General features: G+C 67.1%; 16 protein-coding genes and 1 pseudogene. 15 read left to right on the top strand and 2 right to left on the bottom strand.

Annotation, left to right across the window (positions count from 1 at the left end):
* The first annotated feature begins 6 nt into the window (after nt 1–6).
* From RB608_RS24115 to RB608_RS24095, 5 genes are read left to right on the top strand one after another with little or no spacing between them, the layout of a single operon-like run.
* Nucleotides 7–543 carry a MaoC family dehydratase gene (locus RB608_RS24115; protein ID WP_308090625.1) on the top strand — a complete coding sequence of 179 codons (537 nt, stop codon included), beginning with the start codon at nt 7–9 and terminating at the stop codon, nt 541–543.
* Nucleotides 540–1781: a CoA transferase gene (locus tag RB608_RS24110; RefSeq protein WP_308090624.1), complete on the top strand. Its 1242-nt coding sequence runs from the start codon at nt 540–542 to the stop codon at nt 1779–1781. The genes RB608_RS24115 and RB608_RS24110 overlap by 4 nt, the downstream gene beginning before the upstream one ends.
* On the top strand, nt 1778–2596 hold the full coding sequence (locus RB608_RS24105; protein ID WP_308090623.1) for a CoA ester lyase: 819 nt from the start codon (nt 1778–1780) through the stop codon (nt 2594–2596). Before RB608_RS24110 ends, RB608_RS24105 begins: the two co-directional genes overlap by 4 nt.
* Before the next feature lie 56 nt (nt 2597–2652).
* A complete protein-coding gene (locus RB608_RS24100) occupies nt 2653–3312 on the top strand; it encodes an isochorismatase family cysteine hydrolase (RefSeq protein WP_308090622.1) in 660 nt (219 codons plus the stop codon).
* Between the two features lie 48 nt (nt 3313–3360).
* Nucleotides 3361–5067 carry a helicase gene (locus tag RB608_RS24095; RefSeq protein WP_308090621.1) on the top strand — a complete coding sequence of 569 codons (1707 nt, stop codon included), beginning with the start codon at nt 3361–3363 and terminating at the stop codon, nt 5065–5067.
* A 31-nt stretch (nt 5068–5098) separates the two neighbouring features.
* Here RB608_RS24095 and RB608_RS24090 read toward each other — a convergent pair whose 3' ends face one another.
* Together RB608_RS24090 and RB608_RS24085 are read right to left on the bottom strand one after the other, a co-directional pair.
* Complete coding sequence (locus RB608_RS24090) at nt 5099–6805, bottom strand: DNA/RNA helicase domain-containing protein (RefSeq protein WP_308090620.1); 1707 nt, start codon at nt 6803–6805, stop codon at nt 5099–5101.
* Nucleotides 6786–7106, bottom strand: coding sequence for a nucleotide pyrophosphohydrolase (locus RB608_RS24085; protein WP_308090619.1), 321 nt, complete (start codon nt 7104–7106; stop codon nt 6786–6788). Before RB608_RS24085 ends, RB608_RS24090 begins: the two co-directional genes overlap by 20 nt.
* A 328-nt stretch (nt 7107–7434) precedes the next feature.
* Here RB608_RS24085 and RB608_RS24080 point away from each other — a divergent pair, with 328 nt between their 5' ends.
* The 10 genes and pseudogenes from RB608_RS24080 to RB608_RS24035 all read left to right on the top strand — a co-directional run bounded on the left by RB608_RS24080 (nt 7435) and on the right by RB608_RS24035 (nt 19443).
* Entirely contained in the window at nt 7435–9867 is a 2433-nt protein-coding gene (locus RB608_RS24080) for an AAA family ATPase (protein ID WP_308090617.1), read from the top strand.
* Nucleotides 9868–10218: 351 nt separating this feature from the next.
* Nucleotides 10219–10758 (top strand): YaeQ family protein, encoded by a 540-nt coding sequence (locus RB608_RS24075; protein WP_308090616.1) that lies wholly within the window; start codon nt 10219–10221, stop codon nt 10756–10758.
* 124 nt (nt 10759–10882) lie between these two features.
* On the top strand, nt 10883–11890 hold the full coding sequence (locus RB608_RS24070) for a CPCC family cysteine-rich protein (RefSeq protein ID WP_308090615.1): 1008 nt from the start codon (nt 10883–10885) through the stop codon (nt 11888–11890).
* Nucleotides 11891–11982: 92 nt separating this feature from the next.
* Nucleotides 11983–12168, top strand: a pseudogene (locus RB608_RS24065) (DUF255 domain-containing protein); the annotation flags it as partial.
* A gap of 245 nt (nt 12169–12413) precedes the next feature.
* Nucleotides 12414–13175, top strand: coding sequence for a helix-turn-helix transcriptional regulator (locus RB608_RS24060; RefSeq protein ID WP_308090612.1), 762 nt, complete (start codon nt 12414–12416; stop codon nt 13173–13175).
* Nucleotides 13172–14017, top strand: a complete 846-nt coding sequence (locus tag RB608_RS24055; protein ID WP_308090611.1) for a hypothetical protein — start codon at nt 13172–13174, stop codon at nt 14015–14017. The genes RB608_RS24060 and RB608_RS24055 overlap by 4 nt, the downstream gene beginning before the upstream one ends.
* A gap of 64 nt (nt 14018–14081) precedes the next feature.
* A complete protein-coding gene (locus tag RB608_RS24050) occupies nt 14082–15224 on the top strand; it encodes an AbiH family protein (RefSeq protein ID WP_308090610.1) in 1143 nt (380 codons plus the stop codon).
* Nucleotides 15225–15824: 600 nt separating this feature from the next.
* The gene (locus RB608_RS24045) at nt 15825–17816 is read left to right on the top strand and encodes a thioredoxin domain-containing protein (protein WP_308090609.1); all 1992 of its coding nucleotides are present in this window, start codon (nt 15825–15827) and stop codon (nt 17814–17816) included.
* Nucleotides 17816–18565, top strand: coding sequence for a hypothetical protein (locus tag RB608_RS24040; RefSeq protein WP_308090608.1), 750 nt, complete (start codon nt 17816–17818; stop codon nt 18563–18565). Before RB608_RS24045 ends, RB608_RS24040 begins: the two co-directional genes overlap by 1 nt.
* Nucleotides 18562–19443, top strand: coding sequence for a DUF1353 domain-containing protein (locus RB608_RS24035; protein WP_308090607.1), 882 nt, complete (start codon nt 18562–18564; stop codon nt 19441–19443). Before RB608_RS24040 ends, RB608_RS24035 begins: the two co-directional genes overlap by 4 nt.
* Nucleotides 19444–19468 lie beyond the last annotated feature (25 nt).

The following is a 19468-nucleotide window of genomic DNA, read 5'->3' as shown; positions in this document are numbered from 1 at the left end:
TGGACCGTGCAGACAAAGGCTGGCTGGCAGGGACGATTCTTCGAGGACTTCGAGGTCGGGGACCACTATCGCCACCCCCTCGGCCGCACCATCACGCAGACCGACAACACCTGGTTCACCCTGTTGACCCAGAACACCGCGGAGATGCACTTCAACCAGGTGGTGGGGGAAGCCTCCGACTTCGGTCGATCCCTGGTCAACTCCACGCTGACGCTGGCGGTGGTGGCAGGTCAGAGCGTGATCGACACCTCCTATCAGGCGATCGCCAACCTGGGTTGGGACGGCATCAAGCTGAAGAACCCGGTGTTCGCCGGCGACACGATCTGGTCGGAGTCGATCGTGCTGGACCTGCGCGAGTCGAACAGCCGACCGCACGCCGGGATCGTCACGGTCCGTACCCGTGGGCTGAAGCAGACCGGCGCGGAGGTGCTGTCCTACGTTCGCACGTTCATGGTGAAGAAGCGCGCGGCTGCGACGGTCACCTCGTTCCCGGAGCCACTCGAGCCGTTCGCCTCGGAGCCTGCCGCTGGGGCCACCGCATGATGATGCCCTTGGCAGATGTTCGTATCCTCGCGATCGAGCAGTATGGCGCGGGGCCGTTCGGGTCGCTGCAGCTGGCAGATCTCGGAGCCGACGTCATCAAGATCGAGAATCCGAACGACGGCGGAGACGTCGGCCGCTATGTGCCGCCCTTCGCCGAAGGCGAGGACTCACTCTTCTTCGAATCCTTGAACAGAGGAAAGCGCAGCGTCAGCTTGGACATCAAGGCTGAAGCCGGGCGCGCGATCTTCGAGCGGTTGGTGGCCGACGCCGATGCCGTGTACTTCAACCTGCGTGGTGACGTTCCGAAGAAGCTGGGCATCACCTACGACCAGCTCGCCCACATCAACCCCCGGATCGTGTGCTGCTCGCTGAGCGGCTTCGGCATGACCGGGCCACGTCACGCCGAGCCCGGCTACGACTACGTCCTCCAGGGACTTGCCGGATGGATGTCGCTCACGGGTGAACCCGACGGTCCGCCGACGAAGTCGGGTCTCTCCCTGGTCGACTTGTCGGGCGGTCTGGTGGCGGCCCTCTCGCTCCTGGCGGCCGTGCACGCGGCCAGGCGGGATGGTCGCGGCATGGACTGTGACGTGAGCCTCTACGACACCTCGATGAGCATGCTCTCCTACCTTGCGACCTGGCATCTGTCAGCGGGGTACGACCCACAGCGGATGGCTCGGTCGGCGCACCCCTCCCTGGTGCCTTTCCAACTCTTCCCCACCCGCGACGGTTGGATCGTTGCGGGATGTGCGAAGGAGAAGTTCTGGCAGCGCCTCGCCATCGCGATCGGCAGACCGGAGCTTGTGGATGATCCACGCTTCGAGTCGTTCGAGAAGCGGTTCGCGCACCGGGAGGCATTGCAGGAGATCCTGGACGAGGCGTTGCGGGCCCAGACCACCGAGCACTGGATTCGGACCCTCCGTGAGGCGGGCGTCCCGAGCGGTCCGGTCCACGACGTCCCACAGGCGCTGGACGATCCGCACACGCATGCTCGCGACCTCCTCATCTCGACAAGCCATCCCCGACTCGGCGACGTTCGCCACGTGCGCTCCGCCGTGCGTGCCGGATCCGTGGCGCAGGAGTATCAGCGTGCACCTCGGCGCGGGGAGCACGGCTCGGATGTGCTCCACGATCTCGGGATGAGCGAGAGTGACATCGCAGAGGCTGTGGCAGCGGGGGCTTTCGGCGACCCGGATCGGAGTCTGACGACCGCCTCGACAGGCAAGGCAGACCGGTGAGCGCGGTCACCGCCAGGTCGATGCTCTTCGTCCCGGGCGCCCGCCCCGACCGCTTCGAGAAGGCATCCGCCAGCGGAGCCGACGAGATTGTCCTCGATCTGGAGGACGGCGTGGCGGAGAAGGACAAGGAGACCGCCCGGCAATGCGTCGCCGACTGGATCGCATCCGGGGGGCGGGGAGTGGTGCGTATCAATCCGCCGGGAACCGATGCGTACGCCGACGACATCGCGGCGTTCGCACAGGTGATCGGCGCCGGCATCATGTTGCCCAAGGCGACGGCGCAATCGACGGCAGCGGTCGCACGAATCCTTCGACCGGACAGCTTTCTGCTCCCCACCATCGAGTCGGCCCAAGGAGTGTTCGAAGCGGTAGATATCTGCTCGACTCCCGGTGTGAAGCGCGCGGCCTTCGGAAACGGTGATCTCGCGGCGGATGTCGGTCTCAGCCACGACAACTGGCCCGGCCTTCAATGGGCACGCTCCACGCTCGTCTTCGCCTCCGCGGCCGCCGGCATCGCCGCGCCCATCGACGGAGTCGTCACGAAGTTCAAGGACGAGGGCCTGTTGGCCGACGAGTGCCGCAGCGGCCGAGTCCTCGGCTTCGGTGGCAAGCTCAGCATTCATCCGACTCAGGTTCCGGCGATCAACACTCACTACTCTCCCACGGCAGTTGAGGTCGAGTGGGCTCAGCGCTTGCTTGCGGAGACAACCGATGCCGGCGCATCTGCCGTCAACGGCGAGATGGTCGACGACGCGATCCTGCGGCGTGCTCGCCATATCGCGACATTGCATGTGAGCTTGGAGCGCAGCGAATGATGGATCCTCAACCTGGTGTCTCGGATGATGCGGGCTATCCGGTGAGATTTCCGGATGTGCAGTTCTCGCCGTCCGGGTCGGCCCTCGTCATCATCGACATGCAGCGATATTTCCTCGACCCTCGTGGGCCGTTGGGTGTGCATCTGCACGATCATTTCTCGACCCTGGCCGAAGACTTCTATCGCACGGTTCGGGAGTCGTTGATCCCCAACCTCGCACAGGTGCTCGAGGCATATCGTGCCGCCCGGCACCCCGTTGTGCATGTCACAACGGGTGCCCAAGGAGACGGCAGGAGAGAGCTGCTTCCCCACATGCGCAGCAGGTTCGCAGAAGAACGGGATCCGTCGCCGAGCGTCGATGGCGGACTGGTCTGCTCATCGAAGTGGCACGAGATCGTCCCGGAGTTGAGCCCGCAGCCCGGTGAGATCGTCCTCAACAAGGTCACTCGAAGCGCCTTCACCTCGACGGGGCTCGATAGTGTCCTGCGAAACATGGGGGTCGAGCAGATCCTCGTCGGGGGTGTCGCAAGCGATGCTTGCGTCCACATCTCGGCACTCGACGCCAGCGACCACGGCTACTGGACGTTCCTCTTGGAGGATGCCACTGCGGCCTTCGACGCGCGTACGCACCGCTTGGCGGTGGAGAGCTTCCAGCGTCTCTGGGGGGTGGTGCTGACAAGCCGTGAGGCGACTGCCGCATTGCGGCGGTCGGTCTGACGGGCGAGCCGGTTCTGTTCGGGGCTGAGATCCCGATAGCGTCCTGGCGTGGCCAGTCCTCGCCGATCCGGAGCTCGTCGCCGGGGCGCGGCTCCGCGGCCGTTGCCGACTGCCGGGCCGGGGGAGCGGGTCTGGGTGCTCGACGTCCCCTACGGCACGCAGGTCGAGGGCGCCGGCTGGCACTCCGCCGTCAAGACCCACCTGTACGTCGGCCGCCGGCTCCCCGCGCACCTCCAGCCCTACGCCCCCGGCCCGCACACCCTCGGCCGGTTCATCGAGAACACTCTCAACCCCGACGACCCGACGCCGAGCCCCGAGCCGACCGACGCGCTGGAGCCCCGCAGGATCCAGTTCGAGGCGGCCGACGCGATCGCGGCCCGCGCCGCCGCGGGCGGGCGGATGTTCCTGCTGGCCGACGAGCCCGGCGTGGGCAAGACGATCTCGGCGGTCCTCGGGGCGACGGCGGTCGGTGACCTCCGCGGCGCGCGCCGGGTGCTCGTCATCGCCGACCGGCCCGCCGCGATCACGATCGGCCACTGGTGCCGCACGATCACGGCCTTGGGCGACGGCGGTCTCGAGTGGGTGGTGATCACGTGGGACCGGCTGGAGAAGGTCAAGGACCACGCGTGGGACGTGATCATCGCCGACGAAGCCCATGCGCTGCGACGTACGACGACCAAGCGGTGGAAGCTCTGGGCGCGGATCTCGGGGCACGCGAAGCCGCACGACAAGGCCCCGTTCGTCATCGCCACGACCGCGACGCCCGGCCACACGCCGCTGGAGCTGCCGTACCTCGCTCCGGCGTACGCGCAGGTGCTCGGTGAGCCGATGCGGGACTGGGCCTCCGCCACCCAACCCGGCGCCGCGTTCGCCACCGCGCTCGAGCGCCACGGCGTCGCGGTGGAGCAGGGCCGGTACGGCGCGACCTGGACCACCGATCCCGCGCGGCGGGCCGCGGACCTCAAGCTGGTGCGTGGCTGGCTCGCCGAGGAGCGGCCGGCGGCGATGCTGCACCGCCCCGCGCCCTGGGGGCCGGTGCCGATCTCCGGGATGCCGGTGGCGCTCACCCCGGCCGAGCGGACGGCGTACGAGGCCGAGTGGGGTGAGTTCTGTCGCGAGATGGACATCGCCCGGCGCGGCCGCAATGTCGCGAAGGGCCGGGCCGCGCTGCTGCGCTTCCGGCAGAAGGCCGGCCTGATCCGCGTCGACTCCACGGTCGACTGGATCGCCCAGCAGGTCCAGGCCGAGCGGCAGGTGGCGTGCTCCGTCGAGTTCGTCGCGACCGCCGCCGACCCGATCGCCGACCGGCTGCGTGACTCCGGCATCGAGGTCGCCACGATCTACGGCCGCGACCGGTTCGACCCCGAGGCCGAACGACTCCGCTTCCAGACCGGGCAGGCGAAGGTCTGCGTCTTCACCACCGTCGCCTCGATCAGCCTGCACGTCGGCGAGACCCTCGCCGACGGCCGCACGGCGAGCACCGAGCCACGCGTCGGCGTCTTCCACCAGGCCCGCTTCTCGGGCATCGCCGGGCGGCAGGTCACCGGCCGCACCCATCGCGACCATCAGGTCTCGCCGTGGCACATCGCGTACGCCGAGGGGACGGTCGAGGAGCAGGTCGGCAAGGTGATGGTCGAGCGGATCGCCGCGGCCTCCGACACCGTCGGCAGCGACACCGCCGGGCTCGCCGACCTCGCCCAGCTGCTCGGGGCCGACTGGCTGCCTCCCGCCTCGCTGACCGAAGACGGTGCCTGAGCAGGCCCGGTTGCGGCTGCCGCTGCCTGGGTCAGCCGAGGTACTCCCGCAGGTAGGACCGGAGCGGGTCGTCGACGACGTACAGGTAGGTCCCACGGATCCCGCGCGTCATCAGCACGGCATAGATGTTGAGTACGAAGTCGAGGAGCTCCTGCTGGGTGAGCTTCTGGCCGGGGTTGTTCTGCATGCCCTTCTTGTCGAAGTAGTGCTCGCGGTCGAAGCGGAGCTCGCCCGCGGCTTCGTCGTACCGGAGGTCGCGGCCGATGATCACGCCTGCGTAGTTGAGGTCGTAGCCCTGGATCGTGTGGATCGAACCGACCTCCTCGACCGACTTGGGTGAGTCGACCCAATCGACGACGCGGCTGTTCCACTTGAGTTCGATGTCTCCGATGACGAGGTCGGCGCGCGTCCTGTCCTTCTTGCTCTCCCACGGCCAGGCGTATCCGGCGACGACACGGGCGAGGCCCGTCTCGGCGTTGCGCGCGCGGACGCTGGTCAGCATCTCGCCGACGTCGTCGAAAAGTCGTACGTCGTAGTCGCTGAAGTCGATGCGCCGCGACGGCGGCTGAGGGCCGAGGATCTGACGGACGTACTCGACGTAGTCGCCCGACTGGACCCGCAACTGCGAGGTGAGGACGTGCCGGCGGGATCGAGCCTCCGCGTCGTCGGCTAGAGCCTGCAGCGTCGACACCCCGAGGTCGGCAGGCCGCACGCGCTGGCGACGATCGATGAGGAAGAGCTGCTGATGGCTCATCTCGGTGATCCAGTCGAGTTGCGTGGTCGACCGATCATCGACGCCGAAGAGCTTGACGTTGATCTCGTGGAACTCACGGTTCTTCTGCGCCGAGGTCTGGTTCGCTCGCTGGTTCAGCCGGTGGGCCTCGTCGACGATGAGCAGGTCCCAGGTGAGGTCGCTCTTGCCCACGTCGAATGGCGACAGGACCATGCCCGCGTCCAGCCCCGGCGTCCGCGAGAAGACCGCCTGGATCGACTTTCGGAGCGACTGTTGAGGAACGACCAGGCCGATTCGTAGACCGGCAAGGGTGGTCCTGTTGGCGATGGTGAACAGGCCGGTGAGGTAGGACTCCGATTCGAGTGGCTCGCCGTCCCAGGCGCCGATGTCTCGAAGCAGCTTCGTCAGGAAGATCGCCACGACGGTCTTGCCGGTGCCCGGGCCACCCTCGATGACCATCGACCCGCTCGGGCCGCCGTTGAGCGCCGAGAGCAGGCCCTCGGTGATGGACACGACCGCGTCGCCCTGGTCGTCCGTCAGCGACTTGAAGGGGGAGAGCTTGTAGAGGTCGGAGTTCTCGATCTCCTCGATCGAGGTCGTGAAGAGGCCTTCCGATCGCAGCTTCGCGAAGATCTCCTGGAACCGCTCGCGGTACGTATCGCGCTGGTAGTAGTTCCCGGTTCCGCTGCTCGCCTGCACGTTGAGGACCTGGTAGCGGCCCTCGCCGGAGAAGAGACCGATCAGGTAGGCCTCCAGATCGAGGCACGCCGACTTGTTGAACGTCGTGTCGACGATGACTCGTGCCTCGCCGAGGTGCGACTTCTTGCCGCCGTCGAGGTGCTGTCGGAGCCGGCCGGCGCCGTCGAGAGACTCGCCGACGTACACCTCCGAGGTGTCGTTGAGGGTGTACACGACCGGCCAGTCGCGGTGGAGCGGGTCAGTCTGCGAGAACCGCGCCAGCTCGCCCTTGGCCAGCCCGAACCTCTCAATCCTGAAGCTGGTCATACTTCGCGCTCGTGCCGCGAGCCTTCTCGACCGGGTACTTCGCCCGGGTGGTGTTCAGCTTCTCCAGGATGATCTGGTCGACGTCGAGATCCAGCTTCGCGGCCAGGAGGCGGCAATAGGTCAGGACGTCCGCGAGTTCGGCGGCGACCGTCTCTCGGGCGGGATCCGGCTGCCACTGGAAGCACTCCAGAAGCTCCGCGGCCTCGATGACGATGCTCTTCGCGAGGTTCTCCGGCGAGTGGAACTGGTCCCACTCTCGCTCCGTGACGAACTCGCGAAGGGCGGCGTCCACCTCGTCCACCTCGTCAACCATGGCGCCACCCTAGTGATGGCTGACTGCGTGCGCCCAGGATTCCGCCCCCGCAAGGGCCCCTGCGCACATCCGGGAAGCCCCCGCGCTGGACTGATCAGCGGACCCTGGTCCCCCTGCGCGCACCATTCCGCCCAGAAGGGGCCCTGCACAGGAGCTGTCTTCCGCCCACATCGACTCGTCGTGGTGCACTTGCGCGGCGTGGTCGTCCTGCCTCAGCGGATCCGCTGCCTCTTCGCGGCGCGCTCGCATTTCTGGCCCGTTCTGCGACTCGGCATGCTGAGATGGGATACCTGATCAACCCATCCCAGGAGCAACAGTGGAACCGATCGACGCCGGATTCGAACGGCTGACGGCACTCATCCCTGAGGTGACGGCCTATATAAGCAGCGTCCAGACCGAGGCCGACACGCGGCTCAAGATCATCGATCGCATCCTGACAGAGGTGCTGCACTGGCCACTTGCCCAAGTAATGACTGAGCAGCCGGCTGACTCTGGCTTCGCCGATTACGCCTGCAAGGTCGGCGATCGCTTTCGGCTCATTCTCGAGGCCAAGAAGGACGGGCGATCGTTGGGCATCGAGGCTCGGCCAGCGGGGTCAGCCTTCAAGTTGTCTGGCCCGGTTTTCAGTGACGCCAACGCGAAGGAAGGGATTACTCAGGCGGTCCGCTACTGCGGTGCGAAAAATACCGAACTCGCGTGTGTGACGAATGGGCGAGAGTGGATCATTTTACGAGGGGGCCGAAACGGCGATGGGTTGGACTCCTGGGACGGCCACGCCTTCGTGTTCCCCACGCTGGCGAGCATCGAGGAGAATTTTCAGCTCTTTTACGACCTCCTCTCGTATGACGCGTGCCAACGCTTCAACTTCCGCGCTCGATTCCAAGAGGCCGAGGGGCAGCCGATCCGAACCTCGGTTTTCCAGAAGGCCTATCGCGCGTCCGGATCCGCGAAATTCTTGCGGGGTGGCGACCTTTCGGCCGACATTGAACGGATCATGACGAGCTTCTTCGAACGTTTGTCAGGCGATCAAGATCCGACCATGATCGAGCATTGCTTCGTGACCTCAGCTGAGTCCGATTACGCCGACACCCATCTAGCCAAAGTCGCCGAATCGATCCTCGACCGCATCCAAGATCTCGATACGGGGAGCGGAAAGCAGCTCGTTAGCGTCATTGAGCGCGTTCATGCCACTCAGAGTCACGGGTTCGTCCTGATCGTTGGGACCAAGGGTGCCGGCAAGAGCACGTTTGTCACGCGCTTCTTCAGCAAGGTGATGTCGCGCAAATTGTCCGACAAGTGTGAGGTGATTCGGCTCGACCTAGGCATAACGGACGGCGATCAGTCAAAGCTCGCATCGTGGCTCGACCGGCGTCTAATAGAGGTCTGCGAGAAGGAGTTGTTCGAAAGCGGCGGGCCAACATTTGCCGAGCTGCAAGGGATGTTCTTCGACGAGTACACACGGCTCCGGAAAGGACCGCTCGCCGACCTTTACGACGCGGACCGCGCAGCATTTCACATCAGGTTTGGCGACCGCATCGACGACTGGCGTACAAATCGACAGCAGGACTACATCCAAGGTTTGATACGCCACATCGTCAACAGTAAACTCTGTCTGCCGGTTTTCGTGTTCGACAACTCTGACCAATTCGACATCGAGTTTCAACAACGCGTCTATCAGTATGCGCGGTCGATCTACGAACAGTCGATTTGCCTGATCATTCTTCCGATCACCGATCGGACAAGTTGGCAGCTCACCAAGCACGGCTCGCTGCAGTCGTTCGAGCATGAGGCGCTGTTTCTGCCGACTCCCAAAACTGATGCCATCATTCGTAAGCGCATCGAATTCATCGACGCCAAGATCGCGATTGAGCAACGGCGCGGCGAGGGTGAATATTTTACGTCGCGCGGCATCTCCCTCGATATCAAGAACATCGAAGCTTTCGTGCGTAGCCTGCAGCGCGTGTTTCTTCAGGAGTCGGAGACATCGCGTTGGATCGGCGAACTTGCCAACCACGACCTCCGTCGCACCTTGGGCCTAGCCAAAGCTCTGATCTCCTCGCCACACCTGCAAGTTGAGGATCTTGTGAAAGCTCACCTCGCAGGCGAAAACCAGGTGGTGCCGAGTTGGCGCGTCGTCCGCGCGCTGGTACGTGGCCACTACGACATCTATCCCGCGAAGCAGCACAGCTTGGTACAAAACATCTACGCGCTGAACAGCGACCTGCCAACGACGCCGCTTCTCGCGTTGCGCATCCTGCAACTACTGGCAGACGTACCGCATAGAGAGCATGAAGGCGCAGCAATCCAAGTGAGCGAGGTTTCCGCCTACTTCGCCGGCATGAATATTGACAGCCGCCCTGTGCTGCTCTGGCTCGACGAGATGCTGCAGACCGGTCTCATTTTGAACTACGACCCAACCGTCCGCACCGTCGACGAAGCCGGCAGCGTCGAGATTTCGCCGGCTGGTGCACGGCACCTGTCTTGGGGCACTGGTCAGATGCAGTACATCGCAGCGATGGCGGAGGTCACTCCTGTGCTGACCGAGGAAGTCTTCAAAGCCATGCGCTACGACATTCGCCAGCACGACTGGCGTGCGCGGGCAGCCCGATTCATCGACTATCTGACGGTCGAAGACGACTTGTACTGCGCCATCCCCGACAATCCGTCCTTCCAAAGCCAGACCCGCATACTGCCGATGCTCGAACGAACAGCCAAGCAACTACGACAGCCGCGGCCTGGCACGCGGTAGCGATCTGCTCCCCGCCGTGCCGTCACATGGTGGACACGGCCCAGGTTCCGCCGACCTTTGAACGTTCGGCCTCGTGGTCGCCTCTAGGTCGAGTACCTCGGCGAGCGTTGCATCGTCACCGACCCGATGGCCGATCAGCCGGATTGCGAGATGCGGCAACACGGTGATTGACGGCTGCCGCCGATCGACGGGACGTGGACCCCGACCGCGCCCGAAGGGTGAAGGCTGAAGGCTGCGTCGCCACCCGCGGATCAACCCATGGACGTGTCAGCGCGGGATCGGCAGGCGGAACCGGCCTCCGAGGTCGATGACGGCTCGGGAGGCGGTAGTCCCCGGACTAGGCTGAGTCCCATGGCGGCCGGCGCGACGATGCACACGTTCGAGGTCGAGTTGGCCGACACGGATCGCGGCGTCTACGAGGAGTTCACGCTGCGCGCGGCGCGGCATCCGTCAGAGACCGAGGCGTATCTCGTGACGCGCGTGCTCGCCTACTGCCTCGAGCACGAAGAGGGCATCGTGTTCAGCGAGGGCATCTCGGCGACCGCCGACCCGGCGGTGCTCGTGCGCGACCTGAGCGGGAAGCTGCTCGCCTGGATCGAGGTCGGCGCGCCGGATGCCGCGCGCCTTCACACGGGCAGCAAGGCTGCCGAGCGCACGACGATCTACACGCACCGCGACCCGGCCAAGGTGCTCGCGCCGTGGGCAGGGGCGAGGATCCACCGCGCCGCCGAGATCGTGCTGCACAGCTTCGATCCTGGGTTCATCGATTCCGTGGTGGATGCGGTGGAGCGCCGCAATACGTTCACGCTGACCGTGACCGAGCGGCAGCTCTACCTGGAGCTGAACGGCGTGCACCTCTCATCGGCGGTCCACGACCACCCGATCGGTTAGCGGGGCGACGTCCCGCTCACCGGCCCGGACCACGACGCCTCGGCCCGTCGTCAGCGTCAGCCGACGGAAAGTCGCGCGCGGCTGGGTCGTGCATCGGTGATGATGAGTTCGTGAGTCGCTTTCCGTGTCCGTGCTGCTCGACAGCGGTCCTGGCGACTACGAGCTCTGCCCGGTGTGCTTCTGGGAGGACGATGGTGGGCAGCTTCGATTTCCGATGAGTTCGGACGGCGCCAACGGCATCAGCCTGATGGAGGCACAGCGGGTCTACGCGAAGCGGGGTGCGATGGACGGCGACTTCGCGCGGAACGTCCGGCGGGCGCGGCGTGACGAGCCGATCGACGATGGCTGGCGGCCGTTCGATCCGGACCTGGATTGGAGCGAGCCTGCTCTGGCCGGCGACCAGTGGCCGGTGAATCTGGAGGCGCTCTACTACTGGCGGCCGACGTACTGGAACGGCGACCAGCACAAGCTCCCTCGACCGGCTGCTGAGCCGACGAACGGCGACCGTTTCCTCGAGCACCTGCGACAGGTCCCTGAGCTCGGAGCAGCGATCGCCGGCTCGGAGCGCCGGTGGGGTGCTGCGGATCCCTTCCAGGTCTGTGCGGCCGCCTCCGAGCTGGTCGCAGAGGCGTACCGGGCGGGCAACGAGGAGGTCGGTCTGCGGATCGTCACTGCGCTGCTGCCCGCGGTCGAGGAAGGGTCATCGACGTACGCGCCGAACTGCGTCGCGATCGCGTTCCTCGAGAACGAGACCTGGCACGAGCCCTGGGCGCAGGAGTACGTCGACCGCTGGCCGGCACAGATCCGAGACGATCTCCGGGCTCAGCAGGCGCATCGGCACGACGCTGCGGCCGAACAGGAGCGGAACCAGGAGGAGTGGACGGACCTCTTCCGCTCAGGGCGCGGCCAACCCGTCGAGGTCGTCCGCGACCGGCTGCGGGCACTGTCCGATCGGCAGTACGACGACGCCCACGCCGAGCTGGGGCGGGAGGTGATGGCTCGGTCCATCAGCAACCACCGGTGGCTCTACCGACACCCGATCGACTCGATCAGACTCGCTTGGCGGTACCGAGCGCTGCGGAACCCGCTGCGGACCCTCGCCCAGATCCGACGCCCCCGAATGTCGGGCTGACCGGCCCGCTTCCCGCCCGCCCGACCGCGACCTCCAGGTCGACCTTGCGGCGCTCGGAGAGCCACGCAGACGGCGCGGGGGATGATGGACGCATGAACCGTCTCGGTGCCGCGACGTCGCCGTACTTCCTCCAGCACAAGGACAACCCCGTCGACTGGTGGGAGTGGGGACCGGCGGCCTTCGCCGAGGCACGCAGGCGCAACGTGCCCATCATGCTGAGCGTCGGGTACGCCGCCTGCCACTGGTGTCACGAGGTTGAGCGGTCGACGGCTCTCGACGGAAGTCTGCGAAACCGCAGGTCAGCGGCCTAGTCACGATTCGCGTCGGATCGGTGAATGCCGCCGTTGGACACCGCTTCCGAGCCTTCGTGCATCACTCTCGTGCATCACTTCGGCCCCATCTCTGTGGCCCAGTGGCAGCCGATCTCGATGTGTTGAAGGACCTGACTCGTCTGGAAGACGTGTTAGCTTCGGGCGGGTCTTGGCGTGTTGCGTATTTGCAACAGTGTCGTAGACTGGTGGGCGTGGACCTGGCTGAGCGCATCTCGACGCTGCGCCGCGTGAACGGGCTCAGTGCTCGTCAGCTCGCGGCGCTGGTCGACGTTGCCCCGACAACGGTCACGCGGATCGAGTCCGGTGCTGTGAGTCCGTCGTTCGATCTGGCGCAGGAGATCCTGACGGTCTTGGGGGAGCCGATCGGCTTCACCGGTCTCGCGGATGTGAACGCGATCGCGACCGCACGTCTTGCGCTCGACCCGGGGCTCGACGTGTCGTCGACCCCGGGCGTCGAGTTGTGGCGCCAGCGCTGGGCTCGCATCGGACTTCTCGATGCCGATGGTCGGGTCACCGCCGGGAAGGAAGCGGACCTGCTGTTCCGTGCCGGTCGCGCCGCGCGACTGACGCGGCGCCGTGGAGCGGTGGACTTCACCGCGGGGCCGTCTGCGGATGAGGTCGCTGAGTCGCTTCGCGCAGCAGAGATCGACTACGCCCTCACCGGTGACGCCGGAGCCAACCGATACCGGTCCAGCGCGGGGGAGGCCTGGCCGGTTCTCTACGTCGAGGACGTCGCTCGTGCCGCCGAAGTCGCCGGCTTCGCGCGCAAGGAGCCCGGTTCGTTCGGCATGCGGGTGACGCTGATCCCGTTCGACGGCGTGAGCGAAGTCGGTCGTGTCGACATCGCCGGCATCGCGGTCGTCGTTCGCGACCAGGTCATCATCGACGCCTACGGTGGCATCGACCGCATGGTCGAGCAGGCCGACATCCTCTTGGGGAGGCGGGTGGCGTGACGGAATTCGAGGAGCCGCGTACCCAGATCGAGTGGAGTCGCCGCGCGATCATCAACGTTGTCGAGGTTCTCCAGGTTCACGCCGAGTCGCTGACGTTGGTCGGTGCACACGCCGTCTTGCTGCGGACAATGGACCTCGACCTGCCGCGAATGCCGACTGGAGACGGCGACCTCGGCGTAACGCCCGGCCTGGTCGGCGACCTGCCGAGCATCGAAGCTCTCCTGACCGACGCTGGCTACGAGCACCGCACGACAGCACGTCCCGGACTGTGGGGCCGGACGGCCTACGACGAGGCCGACGGCACGCGATCGTTCCGCGAGAAGATCGACCTGTTGGCGCCGCACGGGTTGTCCGGCACCGCCAGCCGCACCAAGCGCGGAGTCCCGGCTCTGCAGCCCGCACACGGCAAGCTCGCCGTCGGCAACGCATTCGGACTCGAACTCGCGGCGTTCAAGCGATCGCTCGTGAGGATTACCGACTTCGCCGACCCGCGACTGACGGCTGACCTCCATGTCGCGGAGATCCCGGCGCTCATCCTGGCCAAGGGCTCGAAGATCGGCGAACGGCTCCGGGAGCCGCGCAAGGGACCGGTTCGGGACAAGGACGTCGGCGACCTCTGGCGGCTCATGGCCGTGACTGACCCGACGGAGACCGCCCGGGTGATCGAAGAGTTCGTCGATCACGCGGAGGTTGGCGCCGACGTTCGTCAGAGCGTCGAGTGGACGACCGCTGTGCTGCGCGACCCCATCAGCGTCGAGCGGGCGAAGCTCGCCTTCGAAACCTTCGTAGATCCAGTCGAGATCGATCGTGTCTTCGCGTTGTGGAGGAAATCCCTTGTCTGACCACGTTGCTGTTTGCCGCCCCGACTTTGAAGCTCCGCCAATGGTCGGTCGTCGGAGTTAGGCGATGGGCCATCGTGACTATCGAAGTTCGGGCTTCACAAGCGCAGGTAACCAGCACAACATCATGGCCTTTGTCGGCAACGGGTTCGACATTCAAGTCATGTCCGACTACGGCTCAGCCGTTGACACGAGGTACGTCAGCTTCTACCACTTCCTGAAGCTTCGGTCGTTCGATGAGGAGAATCCCATCCTTCGGGAGATGGAGAAACTCCGCGAAGAAGGTAGAGAGGACTGGAGCGACGTCGAAGGCGTCGTTGCTGATCTGTTGGAGCGGGATCGTTGGCGTGCGACGGAACTCTCCGATGCGCTTCGCCATATGCAAGGCGAGTTCTCGGAGTTCCTGAGCCTCGCCGTTCCGAGCGACCTCCTCGCGGATCTGGGGTCGGATTCAATGGACCGAGGGTTGGCGATGGCGTCCTTGCGCGGCTTCCTCGGTGACCTCAAGCCTGAGATCTATCGCCGAACGCGATTTCCCGAGCGTGTGCAGAACTTCGACGTCTACAACTTCCTGTTCGTCAATTTCAACTACACATCGCTCCTTGATGACTTCGTCTACCTCGACCAGAAGCAGTTCGATCCGCTTCCGTACAAGACGGTCGATCGCAACTTCGTCTTCAGAGGGAACCCCTCCGACGTTGCGAGCGCCAGCGTGCGACCGGGAGACACGTTCTCCTCCTACGTCATGACTGACGTTGTCCACCCACACGGTCACCAGAGCATTCCGCGATCACTCCTGTTCGGGATCGACGAACCGGCGCGGGCAGCCGGCAATCAAGACAGTGGTTTGCGGCTCGCGAAGCCGTTCTGGGCACAGAACGAGCGCCGCTACAAGCACCTCTTCGCCGACACGGAGCTCTACATCATCTTTGGGTGCTCTCTCGGCGATTCGGATCGGTGGTGGTGGCGGCACATTGCCGATTCGCTCGGACAAGAGCGTTCGACGGGCGACGAAGAGTTCGAGTATCAACCAGAGCTCATCATCTACTGGTTCAGCGGTGGCTCCGCGGCTCTGACAGAGAGCGAAGTTCGCGAGAAGTTCTTTCGAGCGGCCGGGATGGACGACCCGTCCGACGCTGCCGAGTTCGTGCACGTCGTTGTCTACGACAGCGCGACAGACCGCTGTTGGCTGAACACTTCGCGCGCTTGACGGCGAGACGTCATACGGCTCGCCGCGGTCGCTTGGGCTGAGGGAGGAGGCCGGTGATCCCGACCTGCTGCGGTCGAGCCGGCCCAGTCGCCAGGCGAGCTTGCGCATCGCGGTGAGTTGCCTGCGGAGGTCCTCACGGCCGCGCTGGGGGAGGAGCGTCTTGCTGCCTTTCTCCATCATTACCTTGCGACTGCGCTCGACGCGCCACTTCGTCGCCGGCACGGCGCCGATGGTTGGGAGGATGTGCGCGTTCAGCCGAGAGATCCGCTGCTCAATGCTCGGAGGCTGCTTGCCGCGCTCGATCGAGTCCTTGAGGTTTTCCTCGTCGAGAATGCAGATGGTGCGCGATGCGCGGGTGGCCGCGCCGACCGGAGTCTCTGTCTCTCTGTCGAGCGCTGCCTCGGCCGGGGCGAGGATCTTGCGCGCCTCCTCCTCGGAGGCGGCTCGGCGCAGGACGGCTTCCAAAGTGGAGCAGGTGCGGCCCGCTGGCCCCTGTCGCCGGGAGCCAGTACGGGCCGAGTTCGCATCACTCTCGGGGGTGAGCTTGCATCGCGGGACCGTTCGAAGAGCCAGGCGGACGGCGCGAGGGATGATGGACGCATGAACCGTCTCGGTGCCGCGACGTCGCCGTACCTCCTCCAGCACAAAGACAACCCCGTCGACTGGTGGGAGTGGGGACCGGGGGCCTTCGCCGAGGCACGCAGGCGGAACGTCCCCATCCTCCTGTCAGTGGGATATGCCGCCTGCCACTGGTGCCATGTCATGGCCCACGAGTCCTTCGAGGACCAGGCGACGGCGGACTACGTTAACGAGCACTACGTCAGCATCAAGGTCGACCGGGAGGAGCGCCCGGACGTCGACGCGGTCTACATGCAGGCCACGACGGCGATGACCGGGCAGGGCGGGTGGCCGATGACGGTGGTGATGGACCACGAGGGGGCGCCGTTCTTCGCGGGGACCTACCTGCCGGATCAGCCGCGGCACGGGTCGCCGTCGTTCACGCAGGTGCTGCGGGCGCTGAGCGGGGCGTGGACCGACCGGGGCGACGACGTACGGAAGACCGCTGCGAATGTGGCCGAGCACCTGCGTCAGGAGGCGAGCCTGCCGTCGTACGCGCTGACGGGGGAGCGGATCGACGGGGCGGTGGCGACGCTGGCGCAGGAGTTCGACGCGATGGCGGGCGGGTTCGGGGGTGCGCCGAAGTTCCCGCCGACGATGGTGCTGGAGTTCCTGCGGCGCTACCGCGGCGAGGCGGCGCAGCAGGCGCGGCACATGCTGGCGCGCACGGTGGCGGCGATGGCCGGGAGCGGGATGTACGACCAGGTGGGCGGCGGGTTCGCGCGGTACGCCGTCGACCGCGCCTGGGTGGTGCCGCACTTCGAGAAGATGCTCTACGACAACGCCCAGCTGCTCGGGCTCTACGCCCGCCTCGGCAGCGAGCTGGGCGACCGGATCGCCACCGAGACGGCCGACTTCCTGCTCCGCGAGCTGCTGACGGAGCAGGGCGGGTTCGCCTCGGCGCTCGACGCCGACAGCCCGGCCGAGCCGGGCGGGCACGCGGAGGAGGGGCTGTTCTACGCCTGGACGCCCGACCAGCTCGAGGCCGTGCTGGGGCCGGCCGACGGGGCCTGGGCGGCCGAGCTCTTCAATGTCACCGAGGGCGGCACCTTCGAGGACGGCATGTCGACGCTGCAGCTGCGCCACTACCCGGCCGACGAGGCGGACCGCACCCGCCTGGCCGAGGTACGACGCCGCCTGCTCGCCGCCCGGGAGCAGCGTCCGCGTCCGGCGCGTGACGACAAGGTGGTCGCCGCGTGGAACGGGCTGGCGATCAGCGGACTCGTCGACGCGGGACGGCGGCTCGGCCGGCCCGACTACCTGGCGGCGGCGACCCGGGCGGGGGAGCTGCTCGCCCGGCTGCACCTGCGGGAAGGCCGCCTGCTGCGGGTCTCGCGGGACGGCATCGCCGGAGCCCACGCCGGCGTGCTGGAGGACTACGGCTGCGTGGCCACCGGCTTCCTGGCCCTCGCCCAGGCCACCGCCGACCCGCGCTGGCTGGCCCTGGCGACCGGGCTGCTCGACACCGCGCTCGCCGGTTTCGCCGCCCCGGACGGGGGGTTCTACGACACCAGCGCCGACGCGGAGGTGCTCGTCGCGCGCCCGCGCGACCCCGGCGACAACGCGTCGCCCAGCGGGCTCAGCAGCCTGGTCCATGCCCTGGTCGACGCGCACGCGCTGACCGGGGTGGGCCGCTACCGCGACGCCGCCGAGACCGCGCTCGCGACCGTCAGCGTGCTCGCCGACAAGGCCCCACGGTTCGCCGGCTGGTCGCTGGCGGCGGCGGTGACCATGCTCGACGGGCCGCTGGAGGTCGCCGTCGTCGGCCCGCCCGGTGACCGGCGCGACGCGCTGGTCGCCCGCGCCCTCGCGCTCCCCGGCGCGGTGGTGGTCGCCGCCGACCCCGCTGACCTCGCGACCGACGGCATCCCGCTGATGGCCGGTCGGACGCCGGTCGACGGCCTGCCGGCGGCGTACGTGTGCCGGGGCTTCGTCTGCGAGCGGCCGGTCACCGAGCCCGACGGCATCGGCTGATGGAGCGCTGGCGGTCGGCACTGGTGCTGGTGCTGAGCGCTGTGCTCTTCGTCGGGGTCGTCGCGATCGGGCCCGGCAGCGAGATGGCGGCCCTGCGGCGGATCATCGGCCTGGGCAAGGACCCGCTGGGCACGCCGGCGGATGTCGCGCCGGGCGGCGTGCATGCGTTCCTCGAGCACCAGCCCGGCCAGGCTGACGAGCCGGTCACCTGGGACCCCTGCCGCGAGATCCGCTACCAGATCAACCCGGACCAGGCCCCCGACGACGCCGAGGAGACGGTCGCCTTCGTCCAGGACGGGGTCGCCGAGGTCGCGGCGATCACCGGCCTGCGCTTCGCCTACGAGGGCCGCACGGACCGGCGGCCCGACCACGGCGGCCGGGGCCTGCTCACCGCCCGGCCCGACCCGGTCCTGATCGCCTGGGCCACCGACGACGAGGTCGAGGAGCTCGAGGGCGCCGTCGCCGGTGTGGGCGGCGCGACCGCCCGGTCGTACGACGGCGACGCCTGGCTCTGGTTCGTGACCGGTGGCGTCACCCTCGACGCCGACGCCTTCGACCGGATCGCGGAGGACCGCGACGGCGAGGACCAACAGCGCGCGATCCTCCTGCACGAGCTCGGCCATCTGGTCGGCCTCGACCACGTCGACTCCACAGCCGAGCTGATGTTCGCCGACAACGTGGGCCAGCTCGACTTCGGGCAGGGCGACCTCAACGGCCTCGCCCTGCTGGGCAGGGGGAAGTGCCGATGAGCCCCTGGACGTCCGTCCGGCCCGAGCCGGAGCGCTTCCACGACGAGGGCTCGGCCGACCCGCCGCGGATCGTCCTGGAGCGGGTCGAGTCCGGCGACGTCCACCGGCGTACCGAGAGCTTCCGGATGCTGCACCGGATCGCCTACCGCGACCGCGAGTACGGCGACCTGCTGGTCCCCGCCGACCTCGGCTCCTTCGAGACGGACCTGACCTCGGTCCCGACGATCTTCACCTGGCTGGTGCCGCGCACCGGCCGTCATCTCCCGCCGGCGCTGCTGCACGACGGACTGGTCCACGACCGCAGCGAGCCGCCGACCTACCTCTCGGTCGAGGGACACGTGCTCGACCGGGTGGCCGCGGACCGGGTGTTCCGGGCGGCCATGCGCGACACCGACACGGGGCCGGTGCGCAGCTGGCTGGTCTGGTCGGCGGTGACCCTGTCGACGATCTGGCACGGCTCCGCCTCGTGGTCCCCGGCCCGGCACCTGCGCTACCGGCTGGCCGCACTGGCGACCGTCGTGGTCGTCGCGGTGCTCGGCGTGCTCGCCACGCTCGACCTGTTCGACGTCATCGACGACGTGCCGTGGATGGGGGAGCGGTCCTTCGCGACGGAGCTCGCCGGCGGTCTGGCCGGCGCGGTCGTGGTCCCCCTCCTGCTCGGCCTGACCTGGGGCCGCTTCGCCATCGCGGGGGTGGTCACCGGCGTCGCCCTGGCCGTGCTCCTCCACGTCACCGTCGTGCTCGCCCTGATCACCCTCGCCTACCAGGCGGCGGAGTGGGTCGCGCGGCGTACGCCGGTCGCGGCTGTCGTGATCGCGGGCGTGGTGATCGCCGCCAGTCTGGTCCTGGTCGTTTTGCTGGTCGGCCCGTTCCGCTGAAGGTGACCGGCGAGTAGGTTCGGGT

It is taken from the genome of Nocardioides sp. LHD-245 (assembly GCF_030929495.1).
Taxonomy (GTDB): domain Bacteria; phylum Actinomycetota; class Actinomycetes; order Propionibacteriales; family Nocardioidaceae; genus Nocardioides.
The sequence above is the reverse complement of the archived record's forward strand: the minus strand, read 5'-3'. Positions and strand labels throughout refer to the sequence as shown.